Origin of the sequence: Acinetobacter sp. ANC 3882, assembly GCF_022549545.1 — a bacterium.
Classification (GTDB): Bacteria; Pseudomonadota; Gammaproteobacteria; order Pseudomonadales; family Moraxellaceae; genus Acinetobacter.
Map to the genome: position 1 here is coordinate 979,750 of NZ_JAKZGB010000001.1, position 23,814 is coordinate 1,003,563.

Below are 23,814 nucleotides of genomic sequence, written 5' to 3' on the forward strand. Positions count from 1 at the left end.
TTAATCACATTTGGATTTCCCAGGATCAATATATTTAATAACTAAATTCTTCTTACTATCAACTACACAAATACTTCTATGATAGATTTTATTTATTTCTAGAGTTATTTCGTATACAACATTTTTCTCAAAAATATTTATAGGTATCTTGATACAACTTTGTTCATCTACAGGAAGTAACCCATTCTTGTAAAGCTGCTCATAGTTACATTTAAATTCTCTTGTATGATCTATTTTACCCGTAGAAATTATAATACTATTATCAAACCCATAACGTGTTTTAGGATTGTCCGTAAATACACATAGATGATCATATTTTATTTTCACCTCAAGATCCTTACTTTGAGGATTACATCCAGTTAAGTATGCACAAAAAATAATAGCAAGAACAAATAAATTATACTTACTCATCTTTAAAATCTAAAAAAAATTAACATCTATCAGAACTCTCTTCACTTTAATTACATTTAACAATTTCATTTTTTGATACATTCAACTTAGAGTTATTTCCCGACAGACATGAATAGTTTATAAATTCATACTGTCTTAAATATTTACCTTTTTTAATCTCTAATCTAATTTGTGTTTCCAAACCGTTATATTTCGCTTTTAAAGGATCAAAACAAAAAATATAGTTAGTCTGTTTATTATATAAATTTTTTAAACTTTGTTGATGTATATCAATTGATAATTTTTCGTCAAAAACATTTTCTTTGTACTTAAATGAACTATCTAATAACCCAAAATCATTAGCTGCGATCATATCACTAGTTTTTAGAGCACAAAGCTTACTCCCAGAGAACTCGTAGTTAAAATCTACCACCTTCTTTTCTTTACAAGCTGACAAAAAAGTGAGTAATAAGCTTATCGAAATGAGTTTCAACACAACAAAAAGCTTTTCCAAAATGAAATGTGAAGCATCTAGCGATCTACCAATGAAGAGATACTCAATAAATACCTTAGCCCATTATTCGACCATCACAAGCTATATTCCTCAGTTAAGATATAGCAAAAATAAAGCCCTATGATTCATCAGAGGGCTTTAAAATTGATTATCCCCTTACAACCAAATTCTGCTTCGGTAACAGCTTACAACCACAAGACAATGCATCATTGACTCTTGCCGCGGCTTTCCCCATCACCTGCATATTCGGATCACCAGCAATAATGGTGGCAACCGTTTTATGCTTAGGGCAAGTTGCCTTATCGCCCACACAGGCAATCGGGATGCCTTCTATTAGAAAGCTACTGTTTCCAGTAATCACCTGCCCACCGCCAGTTGTAGGACAACCAATCACAATATAAGGTGTTGCCATAATCCAATCCCTCCGCAAAAAGTGCCTAAATGATTAAAGCACTTCAAACTCAATTCGACGATTTTTCTTACGTCCATCTGCCGTTGTATTATCTGCAACAGGCTGGCTTGAACCTTTGCCTTCGGTACTTAAGCGATCAGCCGCAATACTTTTACTGACTAAGTAATTTTGTACAGCTGCGGCACGTTGCTGACTTAACACCGTATTCTTATTGGCATCACCAGAGCTATCGGTATGGCCAATAATTTTGACTTTCTTACCGCCAACCTTATTTAAAGCCACAGCCATTTCATCCAGAATCTGTTGTCCTGCCGCAGTCAGAATGGCACTACCTGATTCAAACTCAATAATTCGATTTTTTAGTGCATCATCAATGATCTTTTGCTCAGCCTGATTTACCGACAGCTGTGCGTTAAAGCGATAAGGCTGCTGCACTAAGGATTGAAAACTGGTTGTAGTCGGTTGAATTTGACTTGGATCTGTCATTTTTCCAGTTAAATCAACCTGAGTCCCTCTCACCTTTAACTGACCTTGTGAAATCTTTTTCAGATCTGGGGTAATGACACGAGTCACAGAATCACTCCAGCCATTCGGAGCTGAAACTGGACGAACCTGAATTTTATCGACCACTTGATCTGCACCATAGACAGACTGCATCTTGGCCAAGATTGCTTGCTTACTCGCATCATTTGGAACAACACCTTCCACCACGATTGGTGCTGCGCTGGCAAGATGAGTTTGACCTAAAACACATAAGCCAAACAGTAAACTTGCCCAGATAGATTTCGGATTATTTCTCATATTCATTCATCTAAAAAAGTTTGTCTGAACAGCTTTAAACCCTGATTAAGGCTCAACTGACGCTGACAAAGTGATTGTTCTAATGTGGCAAGACCTGCATTTTGCTCAAGATAAGCATCAATCCATTGTGCTTGGATCAATGACACCCAATGCTCACTCTGCATGTTTTGAGTAAAAATATCGCTGAGTGCCATGATATCGGCACCTTGAAAACCGATGAATAGAATTGGCTCATCGCGATGTAAAATACCAATCAGAATCTCAGTATTGTTAATCCCTAAGAATCGCCCGATCATACCGACCCAGAAAGCCGCGATTTCATAACAATACATGTGATTATTGATGGGTAGAATCAACACTTTATTTAAACGGCTGGTGCCATTTTTTAAGATGGGTTGTAATAACAATCCAAGCCCAATCATGCTCTGTGCCAATTCATAGACATTGATTTTCATCAATTGTGCAAAAGAATGCATCGTATGATTTTCATAGAAACCATTACATTCTGTTGCCGTGAATATCTGTACTGAATTAGGTAGGTTATTGAGTTTTTCCAGCATGATATTGGTATCACGAATACTACGAAGCACCCGATTTCTCTGGAACAGATCAACCAATACCGACTTATAGTAAAACGGTGCCAACAATAGATTTTGATACGGCTGTTCCACTTCAAGCAATTGACTTAAGACCATCGGAAATGCTCGGCCTGAGCTGTCTTGACTGGCAATTAGATTGGCAGCCAAAAACATCGACTCGGCTGGATTGGCAATAAAGAAATCCAATGCAGGTAAAGACTCATAACGTTGCTTAAAATCAGGCGCGCGCATGGCATGTTCCAGTGCCTCAGTAATCCACTGATCAAGCACCTGAATCAACGCATATTGTCCTTTGGATTTTAGAAAGTCTCCTCGCGCGGGTGACTTCCCATAATACAAAGGTGTCGTTTTTACTTGTTGCATCCAAGCACCTCCTGCTGTTCCGTGATTATCCTTAACATTACGGCGCTACCCCGGCCTGTGCAGGCGCAGCTGGTTGTGCTTGTGGTGCAGCACCTGCTGGCGTTGCTTGTGCAGAAACCACGCGTACCGCCTTTTCTGTAACAACTTTATCCACCAACTGTAAGCCCGCATAACCACGGCTCGAGCCAATACTGCCTGAGCTATTGCCACTAATCAGTCGGAAATTCACTTTTAAGGTTAACGATGGCTCAGTTTTACTGGTCCAAGTCATTTCAAAGCTACCATTTTGCTCTTTACGCTGTGCCGCATCGATCAAACGGTTAATACCATATTCACCAGGTTCTTCGAAAATGGTATGGGTTTTACCTTCCAAATCAACTGCAGTAATACGTGCACCTGGAATAGCCCCTTGGTTCGGCCAAACGAAGTTCACCCATTGTTGAATACCATTTTCAAACACCATACGTTGACCATCAATATCAATGGTGTACGACAGGTATTGTGGATTCGGTAATGGATAGAACTGGAAGTTCGATTGATTCGATACGGGTGCTGCCGCAGGCTGATCTAAACTTCCTGTCGCCATACCATTGATTGGCGCGACATATTGCTGGAATGCCATCACAAACTGAGGGTTCAAGCTAATACCTAAGTCTTTCCATGTTTTCGAAGTCAGGACATAACCACGACGAATCACAAATGGATCCAAGGCTTCTTTCACAAAGCGTGCAATGCTACCTGTTTCACCAAAGATCTGACCAATTTCATTACTGGTCGCCTGTAAAGTCACACTCGAATTAAATGGATATTTCTGACTTAAATTGGTCTTGAATGGTTGATAGGCTTGAATGCTCCACAATTTATTCAATTCATCTTGAGTCGGTAAAATTAAGCTTGAAAATGATTGTGTCAGTGGCGTCATCAACAATTTTTGTAGCAACTGCTGATCGGTATCTTTCAGTCCGACCATCATCTTCTCATCCACATATTTCTGGGTAAGATTGAATACAGACGTTTGATCATTGATGGTTTGTTTGACCAAGGCCATTGCACTTGGACCAATCTCGCCTGCTGTTTTCAGATCATTAAACTTACTACGCACTTGCGCAAGATTGTTCATGTACTCATCAAATAATGATTTATCTTGTAAATCATCACGCTTACGTACCAACTGATAGAACATTTGATATTCTTGTGAAATTGCACCTTGTGCTTTATTCACCGCCTGAGCTGCAGCTTTATCATCTGAATTATTCAAGACTTTACGTTTGAACCATGCCACAAAGCCTTTTTCTGGCACAGCCAGTTCAGCTTGTACAATTGGGTTATCCCAGTTGGTCTCAATCGCAATGCGTTGTAATAACGTACGAATTGGTGAATTTTGTGGCTCGCCTAAAAGATCAATCGTCTTGACTTGCTGAGCGAATTGATCATTTTTGGCATAATAAATACCGTTCAGGAATTTTTTCCATTCCATGACATATTCTTGTTTATACAATGCCACCAGTTGCTTACGAATTTGCTCTGGGCTACCCGAGAAAGTTAAATCATCTGATTGGCGACTGTTTAATACCCAATCTTTACTGTCTGTTGGTTTATTCGCAGCTTCATCAATCGCTTTTTCAACATACTCATCCCATGCTTTTTGGGTAAACACACCCGGTAAAGCATAGCTGCCTAACACAATGGCACGGTTTTGTTCACCCACGATCTGTCCTACCGTTACCGCTGGAAAACGTACGGCAGCACGCATTTTGATTTCGTTATAAACACGATCGCGCGCAGGCATACCACGAATCACAGACAATAAAACTTGGCGGGTCTGATCAACCACTTGTGCGTCGGTTTCTAATACAGGGAAACCCTCTTGATTCGCCAAAGTCATGGCATAAGACAGGATCTTTTCCGCATCCTGAATCATTTCACCACGAGGCATTTGTCCGCGATTGGCATCCAACCAAGAGCGCCAGAAACGTGAAACCTGATCACTTAAATGACTGGTATCCATATATTCAGGATTACTCATCATTAAATAGGCTTTTAATGCGTTATAGGCATCTTGTGGATTGCTGTCTGAAGGTTCTAAATATTGTTGTGTCTTCGCGACTTGCTTGATTTCGACATTGACATGATTGGCTTTCAAGGTCGCTTCATTGTTTTTCACACGTTGCAAATATTGCGCAATATTCTGTTGTGTCGGGGTCAAAACGATTTGCTTAATCCCTTTGAGATACTCAGCTTTTAAGCTTTCACGTAATTGATTACCTTGATAGAGACCAAAGCTGAATTTAAGCGGACGATTGTCATCAAACTCATCCAGCTGTTGTAAACGTTCTTGTAAAATCAACAATGCTTCAAGTTGGGTCGATAATTGTTGGCCTGAAGTTTTCTCCAAGTGCACCACTTTATCTAAGTCAGCCTGAACATCTGCAATTAATTGCTGATTGTTACGATATGACCAGACCCAGACACCCAATACCAAAGAAACCCCCACCAAAGCAGCAATAAATGCGATATATCGCTGACGCTTTTTCGCAGGGTTGATGTGTTGTTTGACCAGATCCTTATCTCGCAAAATCACATTAGAGAATAGACCTTGCAAGAAATAACCATGATTCGGTGCAAGCGATTGCGCAGTCCCATCTGGTCCATTGCCTTGAATTTGCTGAAGCTGGAATTCTTGGGCAATATTTTCCGTCATTGGGCTTTCAATCACGCCTTCCTGCAATGCACTGGTAAAATAAAAACCACGGAAAACAGGTTGGAACTGATATGGATTGTCTTCAAACAATGTACCAATAAAGCTTTTTAAGGCTGGTTTTAATGTTTTAAATTCCAATGGGAATGTCATTACACTCGGAGAAATATTCTGCGAATGGCGACGACTCAAATGCGTGGTACTCACACTCTTTAAGCCGTCATAAAGCAAGCTGTAATGTTTATCGAATAACTCTACTGCGTTTTGAGAAGAGTTTTGCTCATAAGGCAGTGTTGCACCCCATGCCTGATTATATTCTTGTGATTCATAACAATCGAAGAACTCGGTAAAGCCTGCAATCAAATCCATTTTCGAAAAGACCAAATACACAGGTACAACCACTTCAAGTTTTTCAGTTAGATCTTGAATACGGGCACGTAGATTTTTCGCCAATTTCAATGAGTTTTCAGGGCTTTGGCTAATTAACTCAGCAATACTGACAATCAGAATCAAACCATTGACTGGGGCTTTAGAGCGGTTTTTCTTCAAAATATTTAAAAAACCTAACCACTCGGTATGATCTTCTGAATAAACCGAATAACGACCTGCGGTATCAAGTAAAATCCCTTCAGTAGAAAAAAACCAGTCACAGTTACGTGTACCGCTTAAACCTGCTGAAACCATCTTTTGATGGGTTTCTTCAAATGGAAATTTCAAACCAGAATTATAAATTGCAGAACTTTTACCAGCTGCGGGATTACCAATCACCATATACCACGGCAATTCGTATAAGGCTGCATTGCCTTTTTTATCCCCCAATTTAGATTTACGAATCAGTTGAATCGATTCTTTCATCTGCTGCTGGATTAACTGTAACTCGGCCTTATCTTTGTGTTGACCATATTCAGCTTGGCTATCTTGCTCAATTGCATTGGCAAGTTCCTCACCTTGTTCCGCGTGGCGTTTTCTTTGAATGAGCCAATAAATGCCGTAGACAATTAAGCCCAGTGCATATGTTGCTGCCAATGCCCAAAAAATATGGCGTGGAATGGACGAATATGAAGAAATCAGTGCCACGAATAAAGACAAAGCAATAATTGCTTTAGGATTCGTGATGTACTGCCAAAGATAACCTAAAATGATATACATTGAGTTCTCGAATTCTTAATAAAGTTAATCAATTAGCAATTGCTACGCTGTCCTGATCTGGTTCGACCTCAGGAAACGCTTGAATAAATGCTTGTAAATTTTGTCCATAAACAAAGGCAACTTGTTGCTCAGGAAGATGTGCCCCCAACATCAATCCAAAAAGTTTTGCCACGTTTTGGGTGTGTCCAAAAATAGGTTTGCAATATAAATAATGGTGCGGTTCTACTGGACTTTGGGTAAAGAACTGCTCTAATTTTTTCACCACTTTAATATCTGAACCATCTTCAACGACCAATACAAAAGGTTCTTCCACTTGATATTGTGGTAGATCATTAATCTCTAACTGTTGGAATATCTGCTTTAAATTATTTTGATTGACGACAAGATTAAATGTCTTTTCTGGCTGCAACTGCGCGAGTTGAACTGCTGGATGTGCCAAACAACTACTGCTAATAAATTCAGCAGGAATATAAGCACTGGCTCCCCAAGATTTTTCATCAATAATGTCTTGATCAATTTCTGAATCACTGGCAAGAATGAGTGAAATTTCATGTGGTTGATTCTGAATCCGTTCAAATAACTCAACCAAAAGCTGCTCTGTCGATGCAGCACTGAGATAATGATATTCAATATGAAATTTTTGCGGAATGATGCCTAAATCATAAAAAATGCTTTGGATCGCTTCATTACTACTTGCATCATTCCAGGTATGCACCACATCTTCAGATAACAGAATATGTAGGTTCAGCTTGTCTAATCGATAGACTTGTTCAACCTGAATCGCTTCACCTTCACCCTCATCCTCTCCCGAAAAACTTGGATCAATCCATGCGGGATGCATCCGATATTCATGCAGGTTTTGACTTTCATAAAACAAACTAGACTGCTTTAAGTGATCTGAAATCGACACTAAAAGTTCGGTATGCTGTTCCAGTTGATGTTGAATCAATGCCATGATGCGCTGCTGTCGAACGGGTAAAAACTGCAACGCCTCCTCATCCTCACTTTGAAGCTGTGGATCTAAGTCTTCAATTCGATAAGAAAGAATGGGAACACCATGAAAGTTCACCAGATTGCGATCTAACTGTGGACTGCTAAACTGTTTAATGCCGTCAATAATTGAATCATTTTCACCTAAAGCACTGTAAGCACTCGCCGCATATAAGTTTAACTTTAACCATTTACTGTCTTGAGCAATGGGTTGAGCTTCAGTTGATCCAGCTTCCTGATTTTGTGCAGCCAGCTCGGCTTGTTGCTTTTTCTCTTGATGATGTTTGTACGCTTTATAAATCAACCAAGGTGAAAGCAAAATGAACGTAATTGCAACAGGTAAGATCAGGAAATAATTAATCAGATCAGCAGATTCAGGTTGATATTGAATATCTCGCCAATAATAGATCACAATCAACCCAACCAAAATAAAACAGCTGATCAGCGTTGCCAGAATTTTCTTTATCATTATGCTGCTCCTAAAAGTGCATAACGAGTCTCGCTGTTATGTTGTAATTGTGCCGATGGCATTAAAAATGCCCCCTGTCCCAAACCGATTTCATGTCCTGAATCCAAGCGAATTGGCGCAACTTCGGTCTTATCTAAAATTAAACGCACATCAATAAATAACGTTGGACTGCACCACGTTTGGATTAAATGTTTTAACTTTTTATTTAAGGGCTGATCAGGTAAAAATGCTAAATACTGTTCACGACACAAAGGTCCAATTTGAATCTCGATTTTTCCATCAATTTGCTGAACCGTATCACCACAAAAGGTATTCACCCCAAGCAAACTCGGATTATTACCACCCAAACTGGTCTTTTGTTCATCACCCAGCTTAAACTTTTCTTTTACAAATTCTTGTATTTGCACTTGCTCATTGAACACACAAGACAAAACCGTTTTTAGAGCATGTGCAGTGTTGTTCTGACCCTGCATCAAACCAGAAAATTCTGCAAAATATTCATCTAAATCATGTTGTTCATGCTGAGCACGAACATAACCATTTAACGCATGCAAAATATCTAGATAATGATTATCTTGTTCGATTTCATATCGAACTGCCAGATTATAAGTCAAGCTGGCATCGACATATTTGGCTGTAAGCTTATGGTTAAATAGGCCTAGAAACTCTTTAATCTCAAGTCGTTGCTGACGCGTACTTTGTTTTAATTTATTGGTATAGGTATAAGGAAGTGCACCTTGTGTACCGGTTAAGCCGACCACTAAATTGGTCAAATGAATCCGCTGATCTTGAAAGCTCAGCTCTTCAATCTCTGTCGCAGGAAAACTTAAACTAAAAGATGTGCCAAATTTAAAATCGTCAGACCAATCCTGTTGCTGTGCTGCTTCTGCATGATGGCGCAACAACCGCGTCGATTGAACAAACTCAAACGATCCTGATTTTTTAAAGACTTGATCGACTACAGAAGAGTCTTGCCACCAACGTTCTGCACGCATTGGTATATCTCCTGTTGGTTAAGACTATCTTTGACGACCACATCAACAAAACTGTTAATTTGAACTTTCAGATTAAAAATATGACTCAATAATTGACTAAAAATATATAAACTATGACCTCTAAATACACTCTTATTCACGGCCAATTCTGCTTTTACACCACGAATAAACATGGGAAAAGGCTTCGCATTCATCAGCTTGTTGGTGGTTGAAAAATTCAACTGCTTCAAAGCATCAATCAATAAAATATTTTCTTTAGAGTGCGGTAAATTATATAAAGCCAACAGTTCCTTTACATGGCTCAATGCATCACCTTTCATCAGTGCCAAGGTATTGAGTGAAAGATGAGAAATAATGCGCCACTGCTCGTTGCTGTTTTTATCAAAATGATAAGGAGAAGTCGGACGTTTTAAAATCAAAGCACGTCTCGCCAGGCTACTATCATTTAAATTAAGAATATTATTGCTTTGGCTTAATGCCTCATGCGGCAAATCACCATTTGAACAAAGTAATCTGGTACTTATAAAATCAGACTTAATTTCATACGGCTTCAAATGCTTAGAAACAATTGAATACCCCATCTGCATGGTTTTGGTTTGTGTCGGCAAATAATTTAAAGAATAGAAAAATTGAACCTTATCATTGTGATAATGACTCATCGCAAAAAAAGGTAAAACAGCAAGATGAGTTTGTTCCTGATTGGTTTTTTCACGTACCATGTTCATTTCAATAATTGAATAAACTTGATACAACTCAGGATGATGCGCATCCGTAACCAATGGATATTGCAGTTGCGTATGTGAAATCTTTTGGGGTTCGGCCTGCTTTTCAAACAGATTGATTGCAGGCGTAGTAAATAATTTAAAGTTGGCAATATTCAGCTCTGAATAATTACGCACAATGGCTTGGTCATTCAAATTTAGTTTGAGGTGAATCAAGACTTCAAAACTATTCTGCTGTTGCAGCAGACCTTTTAAAACACTTAAGTCAAAGTTCAAATAGTTGAATTTTTCAGGAAAACAAAAGTATTCCATCAACAAGCGGTAAGCATGATGAGTATGCTGATCAATCGGTAATAGACTTTCCTGCTCACTAAACCCCATCACGGCAAATGGATTGGCAATTTCAACCACACGTTGTCCGACGCGAATCGAAAAGCCCGTTTCTTTACGGAAAATACTGTCCAAAACCTGCAAAGGAAAATTTGAAATCGCATCCAAATAGATCGGCAGTTTTTCGTCCAAAAGCCATTGTTGAGCATCATTAAAAATTTCAAATTTCAGACTCAAAGTCGCATTCTGATTCAAATGCATATGTGTACTTGGCGACGTCTGAAATTCAAGATTGGTCAATGTAATCGGTAACAAGCGTACTTCATTACTGGTATTAAACTCACATTGAACCCCTTTAAAGCTACGAGATTTCAAGGCCGTTTTCTGCGGAATGATATGTGCAGCGGTGAGTTGTTTGAGCTTATTGATATCTTCAAAGCTGACGACGGTGCAGGCTGGGAAATGACGTAGATATTGAGGAAACATGACCTCAAATAGAGAGTGAGTAAACAGGTCATAACTGTCTGCTAACTTTTTATCGATACGTGCAGCAATCAGTGAAAAAGCCTGAATCAACCGTTCAATATGTGGGTCATCAATTTGTTCTTGATTTAAAGAGAGGCGTTGCGCAATCTTCGGATATTTCTGCGCAAACTCTCGAGATTGTTGACCGAATTCTTGTAGTTGTTTTTCATAATACGGTAAAAGTTGCTCTATCACAGTTCGCTCACACTAAGTTCTGGCAGAAATAACATATTGTTGTGTTGTTGGTTTGAGTAAAGCGTCAAAAAAAACAGGTTCATAGAGTGGGTGAATATTTAAGTAAGCCTGAATACTTAAACACAGTGATCCCATATTATGACCGTCCAAGAGCATCTCAACTTTGATCTGCCGCAATCTTGGTTCATGCGCTGCAATAGACTGTTCGATCGATTGACAAATCTTGTCCCGATCGAGTGGGTTAGCGGTAGACAAGCCAACAAAATCAATGATTCCAAACTGCAAAATCGATTTTTTTGCCAGTGGGAATTCATCCATATCTCGGTCAAACTGTGCAATTCGACTATTCAGCAAGTCTTCCAAATCACGAGCAACGGACTCTCGTAATTGCTGAATCGACATCCCTCTTAAATAATCTTCTTGCTCTGGTACTAAACGATCAAATAATGTTGATCTGAATCCGTATGGATATAAATGATCTAAATTCATTTTTATAAGAACAAAAATTTGGAAAAAATAGAGGCTAATAGGCAACTATTAACCTCTATTAGAAAATCACAATACCAATTACGCAGCGTATGAAGCTGTGTTATTAGAAAGTGACCATTTCTTAGTAACAGCACCTTTCGCAGTACCGTTAATGTCTTGTTGGTTATAAGTCCACTCAACAGCAGCGTATTTCAAACCAAATGTTTCTGTTGGTACACCTTCTTCATTTACAGTTGGTGTAACGCTAGATACAAGTACGTGTTTCAATTTGATTTGTAAGTACTTGATACGCTTGTCACCATTTGCACGGTAATAATCGATTTGTACTTCGTCAAATGTATAACCCGCAGAACAAGCTTCCCAAAGTTTTGGACTAGTTGCGTCCAAATCTTTAACGAAAATCATGTCTGAGTGTTCAACACGTTCAGCAGTGTGGCCACCAACGCTACTTGAAGTCGCAGATTTTGGTTGACGAATGTTATGAGCCCAAGAGTTAACTTCAAGCCAACCTTTGTGTTCAGAATCGCGAGATTCTCCGTCTACCTTGTACTTACCACGAAACTCAACATATATATCTTTCATTTAAAATTTACCTCTATTTTATTTAAAGTTATTATCTAGCTGATCTCATTATTAATTTGAGGACTGAGGTAGTTCAGTCACGAGTCGTAAAGAAACAGATAACTCGTCCAGCTGGAAATGCGGTCTTAAGAAAACCACAGACTTGTAGTGACCCGGTTGAGCTGGATCTTCTACAACTTTTACAGATGCCTCACGAAGCGGATATTGTGCTTTTGCTTCTTGAGATGCACCATCATCTAGCAAGACATATTGAGAAAGCCATTCATTTAAAAATGCTTCAACATTGCCTGCAGATGCAAAACTACCCACTTTGTCACGCATCATTGCTTTCAAGTAATGAGCAATGCGCGATACCGCCATGATGTATTGGATTTGACTTGAAAGTGCTGAGTTCGCATTCGCCGTATCACTGTCATACTTCTTCGGTTTTTGTGCAGATTGAGCACCAAAGAAAGCAGCATAATCGGTATTTTTACAGTGAACTAATGGGATAAAACCAAGATCACTGAGTTCTTTTTCGCGACGGTCTGTAATTGCAATTTCAGTTGGGCACTTAAATACAACTTCACCATCCGAAGTTTTAAATGTATGTACTGGCAAGCCTTCAACTAAACCACCACCCTCTACACCACGAATCGCAGCACACCAACCATGCATATCAAATGCGTTGGTTAAACGGGTACCAAATGCATATGCCGCATTCATCCACAAATAATCATCGTGGTTTTCACCCGAGACATCTTCGATGAAGTTGAAACCTTCAGTCGCAGTCCCTTCTTTCGGGTGATACGGTAAACGACCTAAAACGTGTGGCATGGTCAATGCAACATAGCGAGAGTCTTCGCTGTCACGGAAAGAGCGCCATTGTACGTATTCTGCTGTTTCAAAGATTTTTGAAACATCACGTGGACGGTCAATATCCGTAAACGACTCTAGGCCTAAAATGCTTGGGCTTGCTGCTGAAACAAATGGCGCATGCGCTGCAGCAGCAACATGAGAGATTTGCTCCAATAAATACATATCTGATGGTGTACGATCAAACTCGAAATCACCAATCAAAGCTGCATATGGTGCACCACCAAATGAACCGTATTCTTCTTCATAAATCTTTTTAAACAAGGTGCTTTGATCAAAATCAGTTGCGCCTTGGAAGTCTTTCACCAACTCTTTTTTAGTCGTATTTAACATACGAATTTTGATCATTGAGTTAGATGGTGTTTCTTGGCAGAAATAGTAAAGTCCACGCCAAGTTGATTCGATTTTTTGAAATTGTTCGTGATGTATAATTTCACTCAATTGATTTGAAATGAGCGCATCAATTTCAGCAATACGTTTATCAATCGACAAAGTCATATTTTCAGAAACTGTAATCGTTCCTGCCATAACTTCTTTTGCTAGCTCACCAATCAAACTTTTTGCACGAACATGTTCATCGTCATTACGTGCAATGCGGCTTTGCTCAACAATTGAATCCAGCAAATTTGCTGATTCGGCTTCTACACTTGCTGCTGCGGCTGCTTGTAAATTACTCATTTTCAGCCTCCGCACTCAATTGACGAACTTGATCGGTATTTTTTAACACCTCATCCAGCAAATCTTCTAAACGTTCGCTGTTTGAAATTTTATTACGTAAATCAGTCAAACGCTCACGCGCTGCAACCAGTTTACGTAATGGATCAACTTGCTGAACCACTTGTTCAGGACGGAAATCTTCCATTGAGTTAAACGTTAAATCAACAGACATGCGTCCGCCTTCTTCCGTCAAGGTATTTTCAACTTGGAAAGCTGCACGCGGTGCCAAAGATTCCATCACTTCATCAATATTATCTAAATCGACATTGATGAACTTTTTGTCTTTTAATTTGGTTTTTTCCAACTCAGATGCAGCTGAGAAATCACCCATTACACCAACAACAAAAGGGAGTTCTTTTGACTCTTTACCATCACCAACTTCGACATCGTATGTCAGCTGTACACGAGGCGGACGTATGCGTTGCAGTTTTTTCTGTACGCTTTCTCTCTTTGCCATAACTTTTCACCCTTGATTATTATTTCAACGAATCGAATGGATTCGAACCTGTCTTTTGAACAGTATTTGGTTGTTTAGTAACTGTCGGTGCTACCGCCGTTTGACGTTTAGCGGGTGCAGTTGTCTGATTTACAGTACTACGTGTCGGTTGCGTTGTACGTACTTTTCTGTTTGTTGTACGTCGCGTTGTGTTATTGGTCGAAGTATTTCGAACTTCTTTCTTCACTGACTCGTCAGTGATTGCCTTACTGGTTGAAGTATCTGGGGCAGGTACAGCAGCACGGATACTGTCACTCAGCTGTTTTGCTGGTGGATACGTGAGTTCATTGCTCAAATAACGCATTTCACTTGAACGCATGTGCTGTAATGCTTCATTGGCCACTTCAACACTGGCTAAAAAAGTAACATCCGTTAAAGTTGCGCCTCGTACGTTTTGCTCTTGTAATTGCGTTGCCAGTTTTAAAGCATTCATCGGTTGCTTTAATTCATACATACGCATTGCGGCTTGGGCCAATAAATCATTTAGACGTGAAGCATTATCTTTATCACAAGCTTGTTGATAAAGATCCAATAAAGCATGATCCGTTTGGTTTGCAGCCAACGGATATTGTTTTATGCATTTACTTTTTAATTTAATTGGTTTTATTTCTTTATCATCAGCATAAACTGAATTACCTATTAAACTCGCTGTTATACAAAGAATTGAAATTACAATACCTTTTTTCAAAATATGCCTCGTATTATTTAACTTATAATTGAAGAGCTGACAATTATTGTTAAAAAACCCTCTTACTCGTCAATTTTTGTACATTTACATCATTTCCGCGAATTTAACAAAAAAAACACATATAAAGTCAATACTAGTTACGTTTATTAACATTATTAAATTTTCATGACAGACATTCTTGTAAAAAAAAACTTTAATCCCGTGCAATTTTTGTTTAAAAGTGACACTTTTTGTTGTAGAATAATCTGTATACTCGTGTAGAGTTATATTAAGTTTTTGATTTTATTCAAAAAATATTTCTAGCAAAAACAACCATATCAAGTTAGAACTTCGCGAATAGGACTTGGTATTTAAAAATTATTGTGAGTAATAAATGAGTAACTTAAAGGTTTTAATCACAAAACTATCACCTCCTACTCGTACTGCATTAGAAAAATCTGCAAATTTCTGTATTAACCAATTGAATTATGAGATTGAAATTGAACATCTATTCGTTGAATTATTAAATCAAAATACAGTCAATGATTTACATATTTTATTAAAAAAAAATAATATCTCTCCAGATGCGTTAATTACTGATTTAAAAGAAACAATCGCTTCTTTACCTAAGGGAAATACCCGTACTCCGATCTTTGCAAAATCAATTGTTCGATTATTTGAACAGGCCTGGTTGCTTGCCTCAGCGGAACAAACGCCTTTAATTCGCAGTAGTCATTTATTGATTGCTTTGTTAACTGCGCCCGATTTACAACAAATTGCATTTAGAGCATCAAGTTTATTTGAGCTTTTCCCAATCGATACCATGAAACATAAGTTTCTCGATATTTGTGGGAAAAGCAGTGAACAACCACAGGCAGAAAATACAACTGCTTCAACAGTAGAACCCACCGAGATTCAATCAACGATTACTGCCGCTAAAACACCTGCCCTTGACCAATACACCATTAACCTGACTGAAAAAGCCAAGAATGGTGGTATTGATCCAGTGATTGGTCGCGAGTTTGAAATTCGTCTGATGTTGGATATTTTGATGCGCCGTCGTCAGAACAATCCTATTTTGACGGGCGAGCCTGGTGTGGGTAAGACAGCAGTGGTTGAAGGCCTTGCATTAAAGATCGCTCAAGGTCTAGTTCCAGAAGCACTCAAAAATGTGCAGTTACATGTATTGGATATGGGCTTGTTACAAGCAGGTGCAAGTGTTAAAGGTGAGTTTGAAAACCGTTTAAAACAAGTCATTCAAGAAGTCCAAGCATCGGCTCATCCTATTATCCTGTTTATTGATGAAGCACATACCTTGATTGGTGCGGGTGGTCAAGCTGGGCAAAATGATGCCGCTAACTTACTCAAACCTGCATTGGCACGTGGTGAATTAAGAACCATTGCTGCGACCACTTGGGCCGAGTATAAACAATACTTTGAAAAAGATGCAGCACTCAGCCGTCGTTTTCAGGTGGTTAAGATCGAAGAACCGACTGAAGAAGTGGCAATTGATATGTTACGTGCCATGATTCCTGTGATGCAAAGTCATTTCAATTTGCATATCGATGACCAAGCAATTATTACTGCCGTTCAAGCCTCGCATCGTTACATTAGCGGTCGCCAACTTCCAGATAAGGCCGTGAGTGTATTGGATACCGCTTCTGCCCGTGTTGCGCTGACTCAAAATGCGCAACCCGTTATTTTAGATCAACTGAAAGCACAACAACATAATCTGAAATTAGAACATCAGATCCTCACGCATGAGCATCAACAGTTCCCTGTTCACCACCAGCGCCTAGATGATCTTAATCAACAGCTCTCAAGCCTAGAAACAGAAATTCAGGAAACTGAAACTAAATGGCAGCAAGAGCTTGGCTTAGTTAAACAAATTCAGCAGTTGAATACGCAAACTGAAACGGATAATAAAGCACAGATTGCCTCGCTAAGAGCAGAGTTAGCACAATTACAGGGTCAAACGCCTTTGGTGTTTGAACGTGTTAATGCGCAAATCGTCAATGAAATTATTTCAGACTGGACTGGTATTCCTGTTGGAAATATGGTCAATGATGAAATCAAACAAATTCTAACGCTTGAAGATAAACTGGGCGAGCGTGTCATGGGCCAAGATTATGCACTTGCCCAATTAGTCCAAGGCATTAAAACCTCCAAAGCCAAATTAGAAGATCCGAATAAACCACAAGGCGTATTCATTCTGATTGGTCCAAGTGGTGTGGGTAAAACAGAAACTGCCCTTGCCTTAGCCAATGAACTTTACGGCGGTGAACAACATCTAATTACCATCAATATGTCTGAATATCAGGAAGCACATACCGTTTCTTCATTAAAAGGTGCTCCTCCAGGCTATGTTGGGTATGGTCAAGGTGGTGTTCTGACAGAGGCAGTTCGTCGTAACCCTTATAGTGTCGTGCTGTTAGATGAAATCGAAAAAGCGCATAGCGATGTGCAAGAATTATTCTATCAAGTGTTTGATAAAGGCATGCTCGAAGATGGTGAAGGTCGTGTGATTGACTTCAAAAACACCACCATCCTATTGACCTCAAATACAGGTTCAAGTGCAATTATGCAGGCGTGTTTAAATCAACCTGTAGAAGATTGGCCACACGCAGAAGATTTAATCGAACATCTAAAACCAAGCTTATATAAACAATTTAAACCTGCATTTATTGGTCGTATGCGTATCGTGCCTTATTTCCCACTGCATGATGAACTGCTGGTTCGTATCATCAAGCATAAGCTTGGGAAAATCGTGGCTCGTATTGAAAAGCAATATGCAACCAAGGTTCAATATTCAGATGATTTAATCGAATTGTTATTAAGCCGTTGTACTGAAGTGGATAGTGGTGCGCGGAATGTAGACAACATTCTCAACTCTACCGTCTTGCCTGCTTTGGCAACTGAAATTTTAGTTGCGTTAGCTGAGCATAAATTACCGAAACTGATTGTGATTGATACCAAAGATGATGAAATCACCTATCAATTAGATCCAGTTGAAAAGGCAACTAAAAAACGTTCAACTAAAAAAGCCAAAGCTGAAGTTTAAATTTTTAAGATAGAGCCAAATTTGTGATGCATATGGATATTTTATCTTTATTAACGCCGATCAATGAGCAGTCACCTTGCGGTGAAGATTACTCATTTTCAAATGAGTTTCATGCCATTAAAAAAGCAAAAACCCAAGATGATGTACTGCTTGATCAAGGCGATTGGGTCACTGAACCTAAACAGGCCGACTGGGATTTTGTCGCAGCCACATCGATTGATCTACTTCAATCAAAAAGTAAAGATATCCGCTTGCTCACTTGGCTGTCAGAAGCTTGGGCAAATCTTTATGGATTTGAAGGTGTTGCCAAAAGTCTTGAGTTAAGCCATCGCATATTAGAACAATATTGGCTCACGCTACACCCTGAGGTCGAAGATGATGATCTAGACCAACGTATTGGTTTATTACAAGGTCTGATCAATCAACTGCCGCTGCTCATCAAAAAAGTCTCATTGATGAACCAAGCTCCTTTTTATCATTTACTTGACTATGACAACTTCCTCTATCATGAGAACGTTCGTCGTAAACAGAGTGATGATTATGAAGGATCAAACAGTCCAACAGAATTAGAGCAGTTTGAACAGGCTTTAGCGAATACCGATAAATCTTTTCAACGTCAAAATTATCAAAGCTTTAATGAAATCTTGCAACAATGGGCGACACTCAAGCAGGTTCTAGATGGCCTACTCGGCTTGGATTCACCAAGTTTTGCCGCGATCGATTCAGGTTTAGACACCATTCATATCACGCTGAAAAAGATTTATAAGACCGATTTGTTTGAGCAAACAACTCAAGCAGTCATTACAGAAGTCGAAACATCGACAACGCCGATGGTACAACCCGTGACGACACAATCTTCTGCACCTCAAAACCAGCTGTCTTTTCAGCCACAAGTTCAATCACATGTTGAAAATCGCGAACACGCAATGCGTGTACTGCAAGAAATTGCCACTTATTTTCAGAAAAATGAACCACATAGTCCTGTCAGCTATATGCTGCAAAAAACCATTAAATGGAGTCAAATGCCGCTACATGAATGGTTGACTCAGGTCATTAAGGAAGAACATCCTTTACAAATGCTACAGGACACTCTTGGTGTTCAGCCAAAGAATGAATATGAATAATTGTTGGTAAATAAATATGTTTAAAGCAGAAAAGATTCTTTGGGGTGAAGGCTTATTTTTACGTCCTCAGCATTTCCAGATTCAAGATACCTACCATGAACAACGCTTAAATCACACCATTCAAGCGATGATCCCTCATGCTTACGGCGTACAGAAATTAAAATTTGATGAAGTTCAGCTTTCTACCCATATTTTGGCTTTGCAAGAAGTCGAAATTATTTGGCAAGATGGTGAGATTTATCATGCGCCTGCGCAAGACCTGTTACCTGAGCCATTATTGTTAGATGATTTAAACCTACAAGGTGAAATGACAGTTTATTTGGCCCTGCCAATATTGCAGGCCAATAAGAAAAATATTGCCGATGAAACACGTTCAGTGTCTAGCCGTTATCATAATTATTTGACAGAAACGCATGATCTGTTTACCGATGCCAGTCCTGCTGAGCTGAATCTGTTACGTCGTCGTGCCGAATTCAAATTATTAGAACAGCATATTCAACCCAGTCAAAACCTAGATGGCTTTTTATATATCCCAGTCGGTAAAATTAAACGTCAAAGCTCAGGCCATTTTGAACTGGACAATAAATTTATTCCGCCCATCTTACATATTGCAGCTTCGGAATCTTTAATTAATAACTTAAAGCGTACGCTTAACGTGATTAAGGCAAAAATTAAAACCATTCAAAGCAATAATCGTGAAAATGAACAGAAATTGATTGAGTTCCGTTCAGGTGATATCGTTTCCTTCTGGCTGATTAATGCTTTAAATACGGCCTATGCGGGCTTGAACCACCTGCTGCAGTATCCATTGATTCACCCAGAACGTTTATTCTCAGAATTGTTACGTTTAACAGGATCATTACTGACCTTCTCTACGGCGTATGATGTTGATCATTTACCTCACTATAAGCATCACCAATTACAAGACAGTTTTCAGCAGCTTGATCTGATTTTAAGAGATTTATTAGATACCATTATTTCAAGTCGCTATTTCAGTATTGCCTTGAAAGAAATTCGACCTTCTTATTGGGTGGGTAGTCTCGAGTCCGACAAGATTACTCGCGATACGCGTCTTTACGTAGCTGTTTCAAGCAGCATGATGCAAACTCACGAACTGATCCAGATCGTTCCGTTACGTTTTAAAGTGGGTAGTACTATTGACGTCGAACAACGTGTAATTGCAGCCCTTCCAGCTGTTCCACTTCATCATTTAATGCAAGTGCCAACAGCCATTCCAGTGCGTTCAGGTGTGAGCTATTTTGAGATTGAACCACATCACGAGCTTTATCAACGTATGCTTGAGTCAGAATCCATCTGTATCTATGTGCCTGCTGGCTTCCAAGATATTAGTATTGAACTGATTGCTGTAATGAATAGCTAAGAGAACAACAATGACTCAACCTACAGGCATCCCTTCTTTATTTGATGATGGAAAAATCGGTTCAGGTCTCCCTAGCGCTGATCAACCACAGAATAAAGCACAAGTGACCAATTTGATTGACCTATTACATGATGGGTTTTATCTGGTTTTCTTAATACGTAATCGTTATATTCCTGCCAATCCGAATGACTTTCGTGAAAAAATTCTGGATTTATTAAATCGTTTTGAGCAACAGGCCAAACGATTACAATTTTCTGCCGATGATATTCATGATTCAAAATATGCATTCTGTGCACTGATTGATGAAACCATTGCGACTCAACAAGATCCTGCTTATTTTAATTTGCAAAATACTTGGTTGATCAGTCCGCTACAATTGAGTCTATTCGGATCTCAACTCGCGGGTTATCGCTTTTTTGAAATACTCGAACAACTACGCAGTCGTGGCAAAGAGCGTTTGGCTTCGCTTGAAGTGTTCCATTACTGTTTATTGCTTGGTTTTCAAGGCAAATATCGACTGGAATCGGTTGAGAGCTTAAACCATCTGGTCGCTCGTGTTGGGGATGAGATAGATTATCTCAAAGGCAAAAAAGCAGCATTTTCTCCGTTTGCAGCCATCCCAGACCAGATTAAACATATCATTCACCATGAGTTGCCTTTTTTCTGGATTCTTATCTTCTTGCTCATGTTTGCAGCGCTCACTTTTGCCGGTTTAAAGTTCATGCTGTCAAAACAAAATCAGGCTGCTTTAAACCCTTATCAAAATGTGATTTCTGCGCCAGCAGAAGAAGCACATATCACCATTCATTTGCCTTAGTTGATGACGTATGAATCAGGAAAGAACAACTTCTTTACGCATATTACAGACAAATAAGAAAAAAACGTTATCACCTGTAATTTATATAATTATTGGATTTATTTCAGGGGTAATTTTCTCCTCACTGATTTTCTTTGTTTTTGTTCAGAGCTCAAGCATTGCCGATACAACGAGGCCACAGCAAGAGCAAACAGATGAAGAAACCGAAACCAATACTGTGCTGCCGAATGCAAAAGCAACAACTCAAAACACGGATGAAGTTGCAACTGTTCAACACGAAACAACAGACCCGGTAGAAGAAAATAACATTGCTCAGCCTGGCAGTAATGATTTAAACAAATTCTTCCAACGAACACCACCAACAGCTGCACCTGCTCCAACGGGACAGCATGCTTCACCTTTTGCCAATGAGCCAAATGCCAAGCCACCACAAAAGGTCGTTCCTGCAAAATTACCAGCAGGGAAAAATGAAGCAGTGCCTGCGGTAACAAATAAAACCACCGTAAAACCTGCCCCTCAACCAAGCAAAGCTGCTCCAGCAAAAACACCAGAAGCTGAAGTTGAGGCGCCCGAAGCAACGGTACAAATTAAAGTGACCCAAAAGCCTTTTGCTGTAAATGACCTCAAATAAAAAATGATTTGGTTTATCTTCTTCTGCTTCGTTGCAGTTGCGATTGGATTGACGTTGCTGATGTCTTATGAGCTTCGTCATAAGTCCAAGCAATTATTGCAATCACTGCTCCCTAGCGGCAAAAAGAAAATCGTCAACGCCATGCAGTTCGCTGAGAACATGCATCAGGCAGCTTCGCCAGAAAAATTACAGTCCCATTGGCACTTGCAGCAATGGTGGATTTTAATTGCTGGATTCTTTTTATTTGCCAGTATTATGGTTTTTGCGTTTACACGCCCGATCAATTCCACACGAATTGAAGCTGAATATTTAAAAGAGACCGATCCACAGATTTATAGCTTACTAAATGGTGAAATGCTCAGCCCGCCACCAGAAGTTGACGCGACCCTGATTCAAGATGCAATTGTAGAAGCAACACGTTTAGAGCAAGCTTATCAGGCTCAACACCCTACCGACCCAAGCATTGATGCTTCTCAAATTGAGATTCCAATAACCCATTCACATGGCAGCTTAGATTCATCTTTGGTCGATCGTAAGTGGGACAAAATTAACCCGCGCTATAAACAACGTCTGCTCATGGTGTTCAAGATCATGAAAGAACAACATGGTTATGAGCTGGTTCTACTTGAAGGCTATCGTAGCCCAAATCGCCAGAATATGTTAGCGGGTAATCCAAATACAACCCGTGCCAAAGGCTATCAAAGCTATCATCAGTTTGGTTTAGCAGCAGATGTTGCCTTTAAGCGTAATGGTAAAGTGGTCATTACTGAGCGCGATCCTTGGGCAATGCGAGGTTATGAACTGTATGGTCAAGTTGCCGAGTCTGTTGGATTGACTTGGGGTGGTCGCTGGAAATCAATCAAAGACTATGGTCATACCGAATATCGCATGCCAGGCCTAAGAAAAACCAAAGAAATGGCTGAACAGTTAACTGCAGAAGGACAACTCACGGCAAGAGCAGATGAATCTTAGATTTCCTGTACATCACCAAAGACACCAAACCGATGCATTCAAATTATAGGCATCGGTTTGATCGCATTGTTAAAGAGCTAGATATAAAGATCACTCAAATCTAAAATTAAAAATATGGATTAAATAATTTCCTCTTCAACCACTGAAATCAAAATCGGCTTTTTCACGCTTAAAATAAATATTTTGAAAATCTCTTTCATGCCCAATACAAGAATAAAAGCAATCATAAATGAACCGATCACATCAAACGGGAAATGAACCCCAATATAAACCCTTGACCAGCCAACAATGAAGCCGAGTAGCAGTGCTGCACTCCCAATCTTTCGATAACCTGAAAGGAGATATGAAAATGCAATCGTTGCAACGGTCAGCGTATGCTGACTTGGAAAAGAGGACGACGAGCCATGCCCCGTCAAGATATGTCCAATGCCAAGATCAAAAGGTCGTGGATGATAATAGACGGCATGAATCAATTGGGTGACTAATAAAGAAACCAGCACTGTCATTAAAGTTTTGACAAATTGCCCTCTATATTTTTTATTCTTAAAAAATAGAGAACAGATGAGGAAAACAAATAATACTGCGATTAAATTATGCGATGCAAATAAAGCAATTTTATCCAAAATAGGATTCTGAGTTGCAGCCGAATTAATCCAATGAAATAGAAGGATATCTATCGTTTCAATTGACATTGTCAATCGTTCCATGATGACTTTATATAAAAAAATATTATAAAAACATCCTTAAATTAAAATTAAATTTTATAATTATCGATAGATTATAAATCGGTGTTGTACTTTCTTCAAAGCGCTGAATCATAAGAGAGGGTAACAAGAAAACTGTCCTGCTATCCCTCCGCTTTGATACGCT

21 protein-coding genes are annotated in these 23,814 nt (G+C 39.3%); 6 read left to right on the forward strand and 15 right to left on the reverse strand.

Annotated elements, in window-relative coordinates:
• The 14 genes from MMO42_RS04840 to MMO42_RS04905 form a co-directional block, all read right to left on the reverse strand.
• Window positions 1-411 (reverse strand): NF045616 family extracytoplasmic (lipo)protein, encoded by a 411-nt coding sequence (locus MMO42_RS04840; RefSeq protein ID WP_241319519.1) that lies wholly within the window; start codon window positions 409-411, stop codon window positions 1-3.
• Between the two features lie 46 nt (window positions 412-457).
• Window positions 458-886 (reverse strand): hypothetical protein, encoded by a 429-nt coding sequence (locus MMO42_RS04845; RefSeq protein WP_241319520.1) that lies wholly within the window; start codon window positions 884-886, stop codon window positions 458-460.
• 166 nt (window positions 887-1,052) lie between these two features.
• Window positions 1,053-1,316, reverse strand: coding sequence for a PAAR domain-containing protein (locus MMO42_RS04850; protein ID WP_241319521.1), 264 nt, complete (start codon window positions 1,314-1,316; stop codon window positions 1,053-1,055).
• A 33-nt stretch (window positions 1,317-1,349) separates the two neighbouring features.
• The gene (locus MMO42_RS04855; RefSeq protein WP_241319522.1) at window positions 1,350-2,123 is read right to left on the reverse strand and encodes an OmpA family protein; all 774 of its coding nucleotides are present in this window, start codon (window positions 2,121-2,123) and stop codon (window positions 1,350-1,352) included.
• Window positions 2,120-3,079, reverse strand: a complete 960-nt coding sequence (gene tagF / locus MMO42_RS04860) for a type VI secretion system-associated protein TagF (protein ID WP_241319523.1) — start codon at window positions 3,077-3,079, stop codon at window positions 2,120-2,122. Before tagF ends, MMO42_RS04855 begins: the two co-directional genes overlap by 4 nt.
• A gap of 37 nt (window positions 3,080-3,116) precedes the next feature.
• A complete protein-coding gene (gene tssM / locus MMO42_RS04865; RefSeq protein ID WP_241319524.1) occupies window positions 3,117-6,926 on the reverse strand; it encodes a type VI secretion system membrane subunit TssM in 3,810 nt (1,269 codons plus the stop codon).
• A 28-nt stretch (window positions 6,927-6,954) separates the two neighbouring features.
• Entirely contained in the window at window positions 6,955-8,385 is a 1,431-nt protein-coding gene (locus tag MMO42_RS04870) for a hypothetical protein (RefSeq protein WP_241319525.1), read from the reverse strand.
• Window positions 8,385-9,380 (reverse strand): type VI secretion system baseplate subunit TssG, encoded by a 996-nt coding sequence (tssG, locus tag MMO42_RS04875; RefSeq protein WP_241319526.1) that lies wholly within the window; start codon window positions 9,378-9,380, stop codon window positions 8,385-8,387. The genes MMO42_RS04870 and tssG overlap by 1 nt, the downstream gene beginning before the upstream one ends.
• Complete coding sequence (gene tssF / locus MMO42_RS04880) at window positions 9,344-11,152, reverse strand: type VI secretion system baseplate subunit TssF (protein ID WP_241319527.1); 1,809 nt, start codon at window positions 11,150-11,152, stop codon at window positions 9,344-9,346. Before tssF ends, tssG begins: the two co-directional genes overlap by 37 nt.
• Before the next feature lie 12 nt (window positions 11,153-11,164).
• A complete protein-coding gene (gene tssE, locus MMO42_RS04885; protein WP_004654759.1) occupies window positions 11,165-11,641 on the reverse strand; it encodes a type VI secretion system baseplate subunit TssE in 477 nt (158 codons plus the stop codon).
• A 78-nt stretch (window positions 11,642-11,719) separates the two neighbouring features.
• Window positions 11,720-12,223 (reverse strand): type VI secretion system tube protein Hcp, encoded by a 504-nt coding sequence (locus MMO42_RS04890; protein ID WP_005151564.1) that lies wholly within the window; start codon window positions 12,221-12,223, stop codon window positions 11,720-11,722.
• Between the two features lie 51 nt (window positions 12,224-12,274).
• Window positions 12,275-13,756 (reverse strand): type VI secretion system contractile sheath large subunit, encoded by a 1,482-nt coding sequence (tssC, locus tag MMO42_RS04895; protein WP_005292639.1) that lies wholly within the window; start codon window positions 13,754-13,756, stop codon window positions 12,275-12,277.
• The gene (gene tssB, locus MMO42_RS04900; protein WP_004805522.1) at window positions 13,749-14,252 is read right to left on the reverse strand and encodes a type VI secretion system contractile sheath small subunit; all 504 of its coding nucleotides are present in this window, start codon (window positions 14,250-14,252) and stop codon (window positions 13,749-13,751) included. Before tssB ends, tssC begins: the two co-directional genes overlap by 8 nt.
• 19 nt (window positions 14,253-14,271) lie before the next feature.
• On the reverse strand, window positions 14,272-14,979 hold the full coding sequence (locus MMO42_RS04905; protein WP_005292637.1) for a hypothetical protein: 708 nt from the start codon (window positions 14,977-14,979) through the stop codon (window positions 14,272-14,274).
• A 373-nt stretch (window positions 14,980-15,352) separates the two neighbouring features.
• On the opposite strand from MMO42_RS04905, the gene tssH reads away from it, so the two are divergent.
• Genes tssH through MMO42_RS04935 form a run of 6 tightly spaced genes read left to right on the forward strand, consistent with a single transcriptional unit; the run spans window position 15,353 to window position 22,944 of the window.
• Window positions 15,353-18,019 carry a type VI secretion system ATPase TssH gene (tssH, locus tag MMO42_RS04910; protein ID WP_241319528.1) on the forward strand — a complete coding sequence of 889 codons (2,667 nt, stop codon included), beginning with the start codon at window positions 15,353-15,355 and terminating at the stop codon, window positions 18,017-18,019.
• A gap of 26 nt (window positions 18,020-18,045) precedes the next feature.
• Entirely contained in the window at window positions 18,046-19,143 is a 1,098-nt protein-coding gene (gene tssA / locus MMO42_RS04915; RefSeq protein WP_241319594.1) for a type VI secretion system protein TssA, read from the forward strand.
• 16 nt (window positions 19,144-19,159) lie between these two features.
• Window positions 19,160-20,524: a type VI secretion system baseplate subunit TssK gene (gene tssK / locus MMO42_RS04920; RefSeq protein WP_241319529.1), complete on the forward strand. Its 1,365-nt coding sequence runs from the start codon at window positions 19,160-19,162 to the stop codon at window positions 20,522-20,524.
• A gap of 10 nt (window positions 20,525-20,534) precedes the next feature.
• On the forward strand, window positions 20,535-21,341 hold the full coding sequence (icmH, locus tag MMO42_RS04925) for a type IVB secretion system protein IcmH/DotU (RefSeq protein WP_241319530.1): 807 nt from the start codon (window positions 20,535-20,537) through the stop codon (window positions 21,339-21,341).
• Between the two features lie 10 nt (window positions 21,342-21,351).
• A complete protein-coding gene (locus tag MMO42_RS04930) occupies window positions 21,352-21,972 on the forward strand; it encodes a hypothetical protein (RefSeq protein ID WP_241319531.1) in 621 nt (206 codons plus the stop codon).
• 3 nt (window positions 21,973-21,975) lie between these two features.
• Entirely contained in the window at window positions 21,976-22,944 is a 969-nt protein-coding gene (locus MMO42_RS04935; RefSeq protein ID WP_241319532.1) for a M15 family metallopeptidase, read from the forward strand.
• 119 nt (window positions 22,945-23,063) lie between these two features.
• On the opposite strand, the gene MMO42_RS04940 is transcribed toward MMO42_RS04935, so the two are convergent.
• Entirely contained in the window at window positions 23,064-23,636 is a 573-nt protein-coding gene (locus MMO42_RS04940; protein ID WP_241319533.1) for an undecaprenyl-diphosphatase, read from the reverse strand.
• Window positions 23,637-23,814 lie beyond the last annotated feature (178 nt).